The sequence below is a fragment of the Prevotella sp. PTAC genome, from assembly GCF_013166535.1.
In the GTDB taxonomy this organism is placed as follows: domain Bacteria; phylum Bacteroidota; class Bacteroidia; order Bacteroidales; family Bacteroidaceae; genus Prevotella.
Genome location: NZ_JABKKK010000001.1, coordinates 292839 through 305677, shown reverse-complemented (window position 1 = coordinate 305677; position 12839 = coordinate 292839). Strand labels below are relative to the sequence as shown.

The following is a 12839-nucleotide window of genomic DNA, read 5'->3' as shown; positions in this document are numbered from 1 at the left end:
GGGTTATGGCCGGTTACAGAAAAAGAAATGCCGACGGGCCGAACAGCGAGGACAAGGCACTCGACCTGTTCGCCGAAATGATGATCGAGAAAATCGAGGGCATCCACAAGGACTGGAAAAAGCCTTGGTTTACGGAGGGTGCGTTGCAGTGGCCCCGCAACCTTCACGGGCGCGAGTACAACGGGATGAATGCCTTTATGTTGCTCCTTCACTGTGAGAAAGAGGGGTACAAGATTCCCCGTTTCTGTACGTTCGACTGTGTGCAGCGGCTCAACAAGCCCGGCAAGGATGGGGAGGAACTGCCCCGTGTCTCCGTGCTTCGTGGCGAGAAGTCCTTTCCGGTCATGCTCACCACGTTCACTTGCATCCATAAGGAAACCAGGGAGAAAATCAAGTATGACGATTACAAGAAGTTGTCCGATGAAGAAAAGAATCAGTACAATGTCTATCCGAAGATGCAGGTGTTCCGTGTCTTCAATGTCGCGCAGACCAATTTGCAGGAAGCGAGGCCGGAGCTATGGGAAAAGCTGGAGCGGGAAAACTCGCGTCCGGCCATTGAGAACGGCGAGCATTTCAGTTTCGCACCTGTCGATACGATGATACGGGACAATCTGTGGATTTGCCCGATTACACCGCAATATCAGGATAAAGCCTACTATTCAATCTCGAACAATGAAATCATCGTGCCGGAAAAGGAACAATTCAAATCGGGAGAGTCGTTCTATGGGACGCTGTTCCACGAAATGACACACTCGACCGGTGCGGAGGGTGTTCTCGACCGATTCAAGCCGACTGCCTTCGGTTCCCCGGAGTATGCCCGTGAGGAACTGGTGGCGGAATTGGGCAGCGCATTGGTCGCACAGCGTTATGGCATGACCAAGCATATCAAGGAGGACAGTTGCGCGTATCTCAAAAGTTGGCTTGATGAGCTGAAGGAATCGCCGCAGTTCATTAAGACGACGCTTCTGGATGTAAAGAAAGCGACTTCAATGATTACCCAAAGGGTGGATAAGATAGCGCAGGAGTTGGAACAGAATGTCGGTGAGAAGCAGGAGAATGGAGTGGCGGCAAAGGAGAAGATTTATTATTCCTCTGTCGTTTATCTCCAGTCCTCGGATGATACGAGGCAGCTTGACGAACTTAGGGACAAAGGTGATTATGAGGGGTTGCTTACGCTTGCCAAGGAGTATTATGACGGCAACGGTATCAACGAGAAATATACTTATCCGTCGGCTACGAACAACAAGGGTGACAGCCTTATTGTCGATGACGGGAATTTTGCTGTCGTGTACAACGGGAGTGTCGGGGGAACCTACGAGGTGATGTTGAAATTCACGGAGCAGGAAATCCGAGACCATATCCGGCGTTACGGTGTCGATATTGCCGGAGAGACGATAAAAGAGGTTGCCAGGGAGATGGCGGTGGAACAGTTCTCCGCTTTGGCGCATCAAAAGATTCCGACCTTCGAGATGCCGAACGGCGACGTGCTGTATGTCGAATATAACAAGGAATCCGATACGCTTGATGTCGGGCAGCCCACCAATGCCGGGCTGGTCGCGCAGCATCGTTTCCCTTACGACCACAATATCGGGTTGGATGCTAACTTGCAAGCCGTGAACGAGAAGCTGAACGAACTGGAAGAGTATCGGGCAGAACTACAAGAGGCTGAATACGGTGGCGGTATGCGCCGGTAAGGAAAACAAGAAAAGATGCGGAACCGGTTGGCTCCGCATCTTTTCTTGTTTTCGTTTTTTTATTCTTTCAGTAAATCATCCATCATGGACTGCAAATTTGCCATGTCACAATATTGGTTATATCCTCCTCTGTAGTCTTTTGCGTGTTGGGCTGTCCGTATCAGAAACGAATCAAGTTCAACTCTTACGCCGCCGCCCATTCGGGCCAACGTGGAAGAGTGCCTGATGTAAACGAACTTGCCGTTGCGCTCGATGAAACATGAGGTATCATAATGTCCTTTTAAGTTGGATGCCACCTGTGCACCGACCGCCGTTGCATATTTGGAAATCTCACGTACCAATGCTGTCTGGAAACTGCGATACTCTTTTGAAACATAGCCTCCTGCATCTGCAAGGATAGCGTTCTGCCATTTGGTATAAAAATTCTGTGCCATATTGATATTTATTATTATTCGTTCCACAAATAACTTTTCCACTTCTCGCCGTCAATGGTCAGTTTGCCCATTTCCCAATCGTATTCCACTTCCGGTATATTGGTATAAGGGAAATTAACGGTATAGCCTATCTGTCCGTATGAGCAATGCAGAGGGGTAACACAAATCTCCCACCCGAAGTAAAGTTGTGGCGTGCAGTATTTTTGCCAGTTGAAACGACCTGCGGCAATATTGCCGCAAAGTCGTTTGAGTATGCCGGTTGTTGTCATTCCGCACCTCCTTTGCTTAGGATAGTAAGCTGTCCGGGACGGTCTGGAAACCAATAGGCATCACTGTCGATATATACGCATCTACCGCCATTCCACGGCTTTCTGAAAGCTAATACTTCTTTGGGGCCAAACACCACCCCATAGTCGTTTGTAAACGCCACCATATCGCCTACAGCCAAACCGCTGTCTGTTTCCATGACTTCGGACAACCGGCTGAAAAACTCCATGCCCTCGGCTTCACGCTCTTTCTTCCAGCGCAGAAATTCCTCTTTGTGGCTTCTCGATGAGCCAATGGGTGATAGCTCCGATGCCAAAACTTCAATCTCAGAAGAACCTGTTGCGACTAAAATAATACTGTCGCTATCCACTTTTTCGGGAGTTGAGATAATTCGACATTCTACATCGTTATCGGCAGTGTGCCGATAAAGGAGGTTGCCTTGCTTGATGAAATCGTACTTGTTCATTGTCTTTTGATTTAGTGATTTTTTTTATTTCCCTTTTCTTGAAGTCTTCTGACTTCGCCCAAAGAGGTTGTTTTCATGTGCGTTCCAAACGGGGGATACAAGAACGACGGACAAGGAACCTGCGATGAAATTTTATGAAATACCGTTATCTCCGATTACGGAAAGTTGTCGTCAAATTTTATTTCAGGTAGCGATAGCGGTACTTGAACCATGTTCGTCCACCGTACCTTTGCACACGAAAACAGATCTGCGGCGTATGTCGGGGCTGTGAAGGGATTATACCCTTAAAACAGGAATATACCGGCAGGGAAGCCGATGGCGGAAACTCGGCAGAGTATGTTATAAAAGTAATCGGGGAGCCTGTGCAAAAAAGAGAGCAACCACCCGCTTTTGAGGCGGGTGATTGCCAATGTTTCGGACAATCATCAGAAGTGATAATCAACAACTCCTCCGATGTAGAGTATCGTTCCCGGTTCAAGCCTACAAACAAACTCCATAAACGCAAAGGACTGTTCGGCAAAAGACTGGCAGCCGTCGCCATCCAAATAGAAATGATAGGCGACATCCAACGGATTTTCTACTGCCTGTTTGAGATAATAGGTCGAACCCCATTCCAACATATTATCTACCGTAAGAGCATCCGCTCTCTTTTTGATATTGGCGACATACTCCTCTTTCCATTGCTCTATTCCACCATTATAGCGCATGGTGTCATCGGATATAAGCTCGAACATTCCGTTGGGTAAGGCATGATTGACCAAATTGGCAATATCCTCTTTACGGTTTTCCTCGTCTATTTCTGAACAATAGTCATAGAAGCTCCCGTCTCCTTGCTGGAGTGTGTCCTCATTCAGATAGTTTTCTTTGTCTATCGGCTCTGTTGAAATTTGAAAAATCCTGCTGTGCATAATTGTAAATTTTAGATTGTCAAACATTTTCTTGTTTCCCTTTTCTTGAAGCTCTTCGGCTTCTCGTCGGGGAATGATTTTTATGCAGGACTGACAGCGGAAAAAGGACGGATAAGGCAAGTAAACAGTGTACGGGATGGAACGGAATACCCAACCGCCGAGTGCAAGGGCAAAACCCGGCTCGACCGGCTTTGTTCTGCAACGAGACGGGGGCTAAAAGCCCATCTTCGATTTGCGGAAGGCTGCCGTGAAGAATATCCGGGAACCGTTAGCGAAAGCGGTACTTGACGACCGGACGCACGCTGTACCTTTGCATAGAAAACCTCTCCGAAGAGAATTGCTGACGTGAGATGAGAAAAAGCCATAATTGAGAAATGTTATTATTCATAAAGGGGAAGGACTATTCATAGTTGTTATAAATGTTTAGTTGGCATGAAAATACAATTCGCACTATAAAATAATCTTTTCTTGAAATAAAAATTAGGGAAAAAGAAACGAGATTAAAAAATAACCATTAACTTTGCACCAGTCAAGTTTCCAATCGAAGCGTCGAATGGAATTAAAAGGGAATCCCGGTGAAAATCCGGAGCTGTACTCGCAGCTGTAAGTCCTATTAAAGTTTATCGCACTCTTTGCCACTGGTGAAAGCTGGGAAGGCGCGATAAGCGGGATGAGCCAGAAGACCTGCTTGATGAGATATGATTTAGTGACCACGGGATAATTGGCATTAGATTAAAATGAACAGAGGCTCGTCCAAAGACACCTAATATTCTTTTTGATAACCGATTTCTCATTCGTTGCAAATCTATCGCAAGGAAAACGAATGTGTAATTAAACTTTTTTGTTTAACTTTTAATAATTGAGTTATGAAAAAGAATCTTAAATTCTTGGCAATGGCTGTTGTAGCAATGGCCGCCGCAGTGTTCACAGGATGTTCGTCCGATGATGACTTCCTTGCTCCGTATGAGGAGAGTGCGATTCAAACCCGCGCGATAAGTTCTACCAATGCGCTTATCAATTTTGATAACGTACCTTCCAGCGTAATGGCTTCTGACCAGTATGGAAACAATCTCTATTCTGCCACGGCCAACGGCAAGCAGGTAACGACCGGCTACATCACTCAAATCGGGCAAACCGGTACGTACATTCAGTTCCCGATTAACTATTTGGAACAAGAATGGGTAAGCGGACAGCCTTGGGAATATGAGTTTTGGAATGGTGGTTTTGCCATCTCTAATTTCCATAATCTGACACAGGGGGATTATCAAAACCAATGTAGCGTGTACTGGCCCAACGGCGGTCATAGCGGTAAAAATTTTGCTGTAGCTTTCGGTTATAGCGATTCATACAATGATTCACAAGCAACCTATGACAAATGTGCGAAGATTTACCTGACCGATGCAACCGGCTACAGAGTCGTTACCACAAACACTCCTGTCAAGGGTACACCGAAATATGGCAAATTCAACAGTGTATGGGTCTGCAATACAACTTATACCTACTTGGTCATGAAGGATGGCAACTCGTTTACACAAGGCTCTTTGTCGGCACAAAAAGGATGGTTTAAGGTGGTATTTGTTGCGTTGGATGCGACGGGTAAACCTACAGGTAAGGAAGTAGAATACTATTTGGCAAACTTCGATTCCAGTAAGGATGCAGAATCAGGCTTGGCCAATCAAATCCGTACTGGTTGGAGCCAAGTGGACTTAAGCGGTTTAGGTGACAGCGTATGTACTGTAGCTATCAATTTTAAAGGAAGCGATTCAAGCGCATACGGATTGAACACTCCTGCTTACGTTGCCATAGACGATATTGATGTAACCGTAAACGAATAACATGAATTTGGGGCAAATGCTTTTTAACGACAAATGCTAAGTATTTGCCTCTTTTTATTATATCCCAATGGAGATTGAAATTAAATACTTTCTTCAAGGGAATTTCAGCGTTAAAATTATAAATATAATGAAGAAGTATTTGCTTTTATTCTCCTTGACGATATTTCTATTTGCATGCAACAAAGACGAAGAAATATCGCAGGACGTGACCGTGCCTCCTGTCATTGAATTGGACAGCGAAGACGGAATCTATGTTGTAAAGATAGGAAAAGAGGTCGTTATTGAGCCGACCTATCAGAATGTCGATTACGCCGTTTATTCATGGAAATGCAACGGTCGTATCATTTCCGATGAGCCTCAATTGAAATACATTTTCAACGAATGCGGTTCGTATTACGTTACCCTGCGTGTGGATACGAGGGATGCCAGCACAGAGGAAGAAATTCGTGTGGATGTCAATGAATTGGCTCCGCCCGTCATTTCATTGGTAACCCCCTCTATAGGGCTTAAAGTTGTCGCAGGACGTGAATATATCCTTACTCCCGACATTCAAAATGCAGAAGGAGCTACTTATTTGTGGACTCTTAACGGGAACGAAGTCGGAACTGAAAATACTTATACATTCAAGCAAGATGAGTTGGGAACTTATGAACTGACTTTAACTGTAGCGAATGAAGACGGACAATCAGAGAAGACAGTTTCTATTGAGGTTGTCGATAAACTTCCAATTGAAATCGTAGTTCCGTCATCTTTATATTTCACCGAGGATAATACCAAATACGTAGAATTAGGACGTACTTTGTTTGTCCGCCCCTTTGTATCAATAAGTGCCGAGCCTTCTTATCAATGGATTTTGGACGGGCAACCGATTGAGGGAGCCAATTCCTTGGTTTACGGTTTCAAACCCTCTAAAACCGGAGAACACACGCTTACTTTTACCGTGAAATACGATAATCAAATAACAAAAGCAACCCTCACTCGTAATATTGCTGTTTCCGGTGTCGATGAAGTCAGTGTCAATATTCCGGTGAAATGTTGTGAAGCGGCCGGAAAAAGACCTTTTGCTGCCGGAAATTCCATTTACAGCAATAAAGTATATGAATTTGTTCCGGCTCCGGGACAATTCGTAAACGAAACGAATACAGCAGGTTTCAATGGGGAAAGCACGCACGAAGCAGCCTGTGCTTACGCACAAAAACGTCTTGATAATGAACAATATGTTTCTCTTGGAGGTTGGGGAGGATATATCGTAGTAGGATTCGACCACAGTATCGAAAACAAAGGCGGTTATGATTTTTCCATCAAAGGAAATGCCTTTGATTCGTCAAATGAACCGGGCATTGTATGGGTAATGCAAGATGTCAATGGAGACGGCTTGCCCAACGATGAATGGTATGAACTGAAGGGTTCTGAATATGGAAAACCCGAAACCATTCAGGACTATGCCGTAACTTATTTCCGTCCCGGTCCCAACATGGATACTCAATGGCAGGACAACAAGGGAAATAAAGGAGCGATTGACCGTCTCGGCAACTATCACCCGCAAGAGTTTTATTATCCTTTGTGGATTGAAGCGGATTCCTATACGTTATACGGCACATGCCTGAAAGCACGTACCGAACAAAGCCCGTCGACAGGCATGTGGTCCAATAATCCGTTCGGATGGGGATATGCCGATAATATTGGTGATGATATGCCCAATAAAGACAATCCTAACGCGGGAGCACTTGGAAACTATTTTAAGATTTCCGATGCAGTCAATATCGACGGTACACCTGCAAACCTTTCCCATATCGACTTTATCAAGGTGCAGACCGGAGTCAATGTAAAAGCCGGATGGTTAGGGGAAAATTCCACGGAAGTTTTCAAGTTCTGTGATGAAAACAACAATAACGACAAATAAAATTCATTATGAACAAAATATATCATTTCATCCTATTCTGTTTCGCTACGCTCTGCCTTGCTGCATGTAGTGATGACGACCCTGAAGTAAGCGGAATAGACGGCAAGGATCACTTCATCTCCGAGTTTGCTCTAACTGTAGATGGCATTACCTATCAAGCCATGATAGTCGGGGACAAGATTACAGTTGAGATACCTTATAATACCAGTCTGAAAGGGGCTACCGTAGAGTATGCCCTTTGCGAGGGAGCCTCTATTAACCCGAATCCATCAACCATAGAGGATTGGGAAAATGAATGGAAATTCGTAGTCACCTCCAGAATGCAGGAGAGCAAAGTATATTCCTATACTTATCAATATGCAGACATCGAACAGAGCGGCAGCGTGGTACTTGCCACGCAATCCGAGGTGGATAATTTTGCCAAGACAGGAATAAACAAAATCGAAGGCAGCCTGACCATCGGAACGGCAGACGGAGAAGAAATCACCAATCTGGACGGACTTGCCAACCTGAAACAAATCAGTAACTCTCTTGTTATCAATCCGTCTTACAAAGGAGCGGATTTGACGGGGTTGGATAATCTGGAACAACTCGGAAGTTTCAAATTAGGATCGACAACTTCTACCAGTAAAAACATAACGCTCAAAACGGTTAATCTGCCCTCTTTGCTTGGAGTGACCGGCGATTTTGTCGTTAACAGTTCTGTCATTGAAAAAATATCCATACCCAAAGTCGAGTTCATTGGTGAGGATATGTATATAACCTCCGATGCTTTGCTTGATTTGGATGCAAATGCCGTTGAATCTGTCGGAGCTTCCTTAATTGTCAAAGGTTCGGTAGCACAAAAAGAATCAGCGACAACCGAAGCCATTGTTTTCTCAGCGCTCAAACGGGTCGGGAATGAACTTACAGTCCAATATTTTCCCAAACTGCAAGGAATTTATCTACCGGCATTGGAAAGTGTGGCCGGTACTGCCTCATTCTCCGATATGTCCTCCATCGGAAGTCTTGCAATGACCGAATTACATTCGGTTGGAGGACTGACTATAAAAAATTGCAAAGAGATTTCCATTGTTGAACTTCCCGGTCTTATTTCCTGCGGAGAGACCAGTGTGGATGCGAATAAAGTCAATAAGTTTAATATATCTTCTTTGAAAGATGTACTCGGTGATATGACTTTAAGTAATCTGCTCATAGAAGAACTGGATTTGTCCCAGATAAATTTTAACGGGAATACACTTACCCTACAATGTAAGCAACTAAATAAAATCGTAGGTTCGGAAACATTTAACGGTAGCCTTCTTCTGCTTCCTAAAAATTGTCGATTGACCGAATTGACTCTTGAGGGAATCTCAAATATAGAGGGCGACTTCCAATGCAAAGATTATTTTTATGTAAAAGAATTTGTTATGCCATTTATTCGTGTGGCAGGAAATATGACTATTGCATTGAATTCGGGAAGTGTTGATACGGGTGCGGAAATTGAATTTCCTAAATTGCAGGAAATAGGAGGTACTTTAACATTAGAAAATAATACGAATGCAAATAATATTACCTTCCCGTCATTGAAAAAAATTCTCGGTTCATGTTCGGTTACGACTGATTTTCTTAAGAATGATATTGAGTTTACCAGTTTGGAAAGCATTGGGACGGATGGAGCAAATACACAAATTGAGTTTAAGATTGATGTTACTAATATTTTATGTCCCAAATTAAAAACGATAAACGGACTGTTTAATATTGTAACATCTACTGTTGTATGGGGTATGACGGCTGATGAGGTGTCTTATCCTACCGTTGAATCAATATCCGAAAATCTTTCAATAACATGCCCGTATTCTGATTTTGGTTCTAATGGTATTTTGTCCATTGATTTTTCAGGTCTCAAATCAGTAAAAGGGATTAGTATAAGCGGGCAAGGAGATGTTAGCGATTTCAGTTCTTTCAAATACCTGTTTGAAAACAATGTTCTAACAGGAGAATCTCAATGGTCTGTCAGAGAATGTGCTTATAACCCCACATACCAAGATATGAAAGACGGGAAGTACAAGCCTGCCGAATAGATAACCAAACAATAAGTTTTCTGCCAATCCTCGGTATGCTTACCGTAAGGTAAGACTACCGGGGATTAACTATAAAAATAACGGTATGACCTATCACCAATTGAAATATCTGCTATGGAGCGTAGTTGTCGGAGTGACACTATCCTTGACATCCTGCATGAAGTGGGACTACGGCGATGCCGTAGAAGACTTCAATGCCACGGGAGCCGGACTGTTCATCACCAACGAGGGCAACTTCCAGTACGGCAATGCTACCTTGTCCTATTACGACCCTGCGACCAAACAGGTACAGAACGAAATCTTCTTCCGTGCCAACGGCATGAAACTCGGCGACGTGGCGCAGTCGATGACCATCTACGACAACAAGGGCTGGGTCGTGGTGAACAACTCCCACGTGATTTTCGCCATCGACCTGAACACCTTCAAGGAGGTGGGACGCATCGAGAACCTGACCTCGCCGCGCTACATTCATTTCCTAAGCGACGAAAAAGCCTACGTCACCCAACTGTGGGACAACCGCATCTTCATCATCAACCCGAAGAAATATGAAATTACCGGCTACATTCAAGTGCCGGACATGACGATGGAAAGCGGCTCGACGGAGCAGATGGTGCAGTACGGCAAATACGTCTATTGCAACTGCTGGTCGTATCAGAACCGCATCATCAAAATCGACACCGAAACCGACCAAGTGGTCGATGAACTGAAGGTCGGCATACAACCGACATCGCTGGTCATGGACAAGTACAACAAGATGTGGACGGTGACCGACGGCGGTTACGAAGGCAGCCCCTACGGTTACGAAGCCCCGTCGCTCTACCGCATCGACGCCGAGACATTCACGGTGGAGAAGCAGTTCAAGTTCAAGTTGGGCGACTGGCCCTCGGAGGTACAGCTCAATGGCGACAGGGACAAACTCTACTGGATCAACAAGGCCATTTGGAGCATGGACGTGACAGCCAGCCATGTGCCGGTGCGTCCGTTCCTCGAATACAGCGGCACGATTTATTACGGACTGACGGTAAACCCCGCCAACGGGGAAGTATACATCGCCGATGCCATCGACTACCAGCAGCAGGGCATGATTTACCGCTACTCGCCCGAAGGGAAATTGATAGATGAATTTTATGTCGGGATTATCCCCGGTGCATTTTGTTGGAAATAAGAAAGGAGGCAATATGAAAAGACTATATCTGTTCTTCGCTTTGGCAGCATGTCTCCCCACGACACTCTTCGCGCAGCAGACGGAAAGCAAAAAGCGGTCGGACTGGCATCTTACCATACCGGAAGTCACGGTCATCGGACATCGGCCGATGAAAGAAATCGGTGTGCAGAAGACGAAGTTCGATTCACTCGCACTGAAAGAGAACATCGCCCTCTCGATGGCCGACATCCTGACGTTCAACTCGTCCGTATTCGTCAAGAGCTACGGACGCGCCACGCTCTCGACCGTCGCGTTCCGAGGAACGTCGCCTTCACACACGCAAGTGACATGGAACGGCATGCGCATCAACAACCCCATGCTCGGCATGACAGACTTCTCCACCATTCCGTCCTACTTCATAGACAACGCATCGCTGCTGCACGGTACTTCATCGGTGAACGAGACTGGCGGTGGACTGGGCGGTCTGGTTAAGCTTGGTACCACCCCCACCGTTGCCGAAGGGTTCAACGCCCAGTACGTGCAGGGCATCGGATCGTTCCGGACATTCGACGAGTTCGCCCGCTTCACCTACGGAAGCGAGCGGTGGCACATCTCCACCCGTGCGGTCTATTCTTCCTCGCCCAACGATTACAAGTACACCAACCACGACAAGAAGATAAACATCTACGACGAGGACAAGAACATCATCGGGCAGTATCACCCTAAAGAGCGCAACCGCTCCGGGGCGTTCAAGGACCTGCACCTGCTTCAAGAGGTCTATTACAACACCCGCAAAGGCGACAAATTAGGCCTGAACGCATGGTATATCAACTCCAACCGGGAACTTCCGATGTTGACGACCGACTACGGAGATGCAACCGACTTCGAGAACCGCCAGCGGGAACAGACTTTCCGCAGTGTCCTTTCGTGGGATCATATCAAAAGCAACTGGAAACTCGGCGTGAAAGGCGGTTACATACACACATGGATGGCCTACGACTACAAGCGTGAGGTCGCACCTGATAACTGGGCGTCGATGACCCGTTCCCGTAGCAAGGTAAATACGTTCTACGGGCAGGCTGAAGGTGAATACAGTCCGACAAAACGTTGGTTTTTCACCGCTAACGTATCGGCTCACCAGCATTTGGTACGCAGTGAGGACAAGAATATCATCTTGCAGGACGGAGGCAAAGCCATCGTGGGCTATGACAAAGGACGCGTGGAACTTTCCGGCTCCGTATCTGCCAAGTGGCAACCGATAGACCGGCTTGGCATGTCGGTTGTGTTGCGAGAAGAAATGTACGGTTCCGAGTGGGCTCCGCTTATACCGGCTTTTTTTATTGACGGCATCATTTCTCCGAAAGGGAATGTGATGCTCAAAGCTTCTGTTTCACGCAATTACCGTTTCCCGACGCTGAATGACCTCTATTTTCTGCCCGGTGGCAATCCCAATCTGAGAAACGAGCATGGTTTCAGCTACGATGCAGGTGTAAGTTTCGAGGTCGGCAAAGAAAATGTCTATAAGTTGAGCGGCGGCGTGAACTGGTTCGATTCCTACATCGACGATTGGATTATCTGGCTGCCCACCACCAAAGGCTTCTTTTCGCCCCGCAACGTGAAGAAGGTACACGCCTACGGCATCGAGGTCAAGGCGAACCTGGCCGTGCAGCCGGCAAAGGATTGGCTCATTGACCTGAACGGTTCCTATTCGTGGACACCCTCTATCAACGAGGGCGAGAAAATGTCACCTGCTGACCAGTCGGTGGGCAAACAGTTACCCTACGTGCCGGAGCATTCCGCCTCGCTGACAGGACGGTTGTCGTGGCGGTCGTGGGCGTTCCTTTACAAGTGGGCGTTCTACTCGGAGCGTTTCACCATGTCGAGCAACGACTATACGCTGACAGGACACCTGCCCGAATATTTCATGAGCAACGTCTCCTTGGAGAAAAACCTCTTTTTCAAACCGGTGGACGTGCAGTTGAAATTCGCCGTCAACAACCTTTTCAATGAAGATTACCTCTCGGTACTCTCGCGCCCCATGCCCGGCATCAACTTCGAGCTGTTCATCGGTATCACCCCGAAGTTCGGGAAAAACAAGAAAAAGTCCGTAAACACAAATTTGTAA

10 protein-coding genes and 1 riboswitch are annotated in these 12839 nt (G+C 46.2%); of the genes, 6 read left to right on the top strand and 4 right to left on the bottom strand.

The annotated features are described in order from the left end of the window. Positions 1-5 precede the first annotated feature (5 nt). Complete coding sequence (locus tag HPS53_RS01335; protein WP_008782469.1) at positions 6-1694, top strand: zincin-like metallopeptidase domain-containing protein; 1689 nt, start codon at positions 6-8, stop codon at positions 1692-1694. Between the two features lie 59 nt (positions 1695-1753). Here the strand turns inward: HPS53_RS01335 and HPS53_RS01330 are convergent, their stop codons facing one another. The 4 genes from HPS53_RS01330 to HPS53_RS01315 all read right to left on the bottom strand — a co-directional run bounded on the left by HPS53_RS01330 (position 1754) and on the right by HPS53_RS01315 (position 3769). Further along, positions 1754-2128 (bottom strand): hypothetical protein, encoded by a 375-nt coding sequence (locus tag HPS53_RS01330; protein WP_008782468.1) that lies wholly within the window; start codon positions 2126-2128, stop codon positions 1754-1756. A gap of 14 nt (positions 2129-2142) precedes the next feature. Further along, the gene (locus HPS53_RS01325; RefSeq protein ID WP_008782467.1) at positions 2143-2397 is read right to left on the bottom strand and encodes a hypothetical protein; all 255 of its coding nucleotides are present in this window, start codon (positions 2395-2397) and stop codon (positions 2143-2145) included. Further along, entirely contained in the window at positions 2394-2861 is a 468-nt protein-coding gene (locus tag HPS53_RS01320; protein WP_008782466.1) for a hypothetical protein, read from the bottom strand. The genes HPS53_RS01325 and HPS53_RS01320 overlap by 4 nt, the downstream gene beginning before the upstream one ends. A gap of 425 nt (positions 2862-3286) precedes the next feature. Further along, positions 3287-3769: a hypothetical protein gene (locus tag HPS53_RS01315; RefSeq protein ID WP_016278616.1), complete on the bottom strand. Its 483-nt coding sequence runs from the start codon at positions 3767-3769 to the stop codon at positions 3287-3289. A gap of 514 nt (positions 3770-4283) precedes the next feature. After that, a riboswitch (cobalamin riboswitch) is annotated at positions 4284-4476 on the top strand. Between the two features lie 159 nt (positions 4477-4635). Between HPS53_RS01315 and HPS53_RS01310 the strand changes: the two genes are divergently transcribed. The 5 genes from HPS53_RS01310 (at position 4636) to HPS53_RS01290 (ending at position 12839) form a co-directional block, all read left to right on the top strand. Further along, positions 4636-5604 (top strand): DUF4465 domain-containing protein, encoded by a 969-nt coding sequence (locus HPS53_RS01310; RefSeq protein ID WP_016278618.1) that lies wholly within the window; start codon positions 4636-4638, stop codon positions 5602-5604. A 127-nt stretch (positions 5605-5731) separates the two neighbouring features. Beyond that, positions 5732-7507, top strand: coding sequence for a PKD-like domain-containing protein (locus HPS53_RS01305; RefSeq protein ID WP_016278619.1), 1776 nt, complete (start codon positions 5732-5734; stop codon positions 7505-7507). Between the two features lie 8 nt (positions 7508-7515). Then, positions 7516-9570 (top strand): DUF4971 domain-containing protein, encoded by a 2055-nt coding sequence (locus HPS53_RS01300; RefSeq protein WP_016278620.1) that lies wholly within the window; start codon positions 7516-7518, stop codon positions 9568-9570. A gap of 85 nt (positions 9571-9655) precedes the next feature. Next, entirely contained in the window at positions 9656-10735 is a 1080-nt protein-coding gene (locus HPS53_RS01295; protein WP_004320571.1) for a glutaminyl-peptide cyclotransferase, read from the top strand. Positions 10736-10748: 13 nt separating this feature from the next. Next, a complete protein-coding gene (locus HPS53_RS01290) occupies positions 10749-12839 on the top strand; it encodes a TonB-dependent receptor (RefSeq protein ID WP_016278621.1) in 2091 nt (696 codons plus the stop codon).

What these genes read in the sequence shown, in the direction of transcription:
- HPS53_RS01335 (WP_008782469.1), top strand. Translation starts at nt 6, where the DNA reads ATGGCCGGTTACAGAAAAAGAAATGCCGACGGGCCGAACAGCGAGGAC.
- HPS53_RS01330 (WP_008782468.1), bottom strand. Translation starts at nt 2,128, where the DNA reads ATGGCACAGAATTTTTATACCAAATGGCAGAACGCTATCCTTGCAGAT.
- HPS53_RS01325 (WP_008782467.1), bottom strand. Translation starts at nt 2,397, where the DNA reads ATGACAACAACCGGCATACTCAAACGACTTTGCGGCAATATTGCCGCA.
- HPS53_RS01320 (WP_008782466.1), bottom strand. Translation starts at nt 2,861, where the DNA reads ATGAACAAGTACGATTTCATCAAGCAAGGCAACCTCCTTTATCGGCAC.
- HPS53_RS01315 (WP_016278616.1), bottom strand. Translation starts at nt 3,769, where the DNA reads ATGCACAGCAGGATTTTTCAAATTTCAACAGAGCCGATAGACAAAGAA.
- HPS53_RS01310 (WP_016278618.1), top strand. Translation starts at nt 4,636, where the DNA reads ATGAAAAAGAATCTTAAATTCTTGGCAATGGCTGTTGTAGCAATGGCC.
- HPS53_RS01305 (WP_016278619.1), top strand. Translation starts at nt 5,732, where the DNA reads ATGAAGAAGTATTTGCTTTTATTCTCCTTGACGATATTTCTATTTGCA.
- HPS53_RS01300 (WP_016278620.1), top strand. Translation starts at nt 7,516, where the DNA reads ATGAACAAAATATATCATTTCATCCTATTCTGTTTCGCTACGCTCTGC.
- HPS53_RS01295 (WP_004320571.1), top strand. Translation starts at nt 9,656, where the DNA reads ATGACCTATCACCAATTGAAATATCTGCTATGGAGCGTAGTTGTCGGA.
- HPS53_RS01290 (WP_016278621.1), top strand. Translation starts at nt 10,749, where the DNA reads ATGAAAAGACTATATCTGTTCTTCGCTTTGGCAGCATGTCTCCCCACG.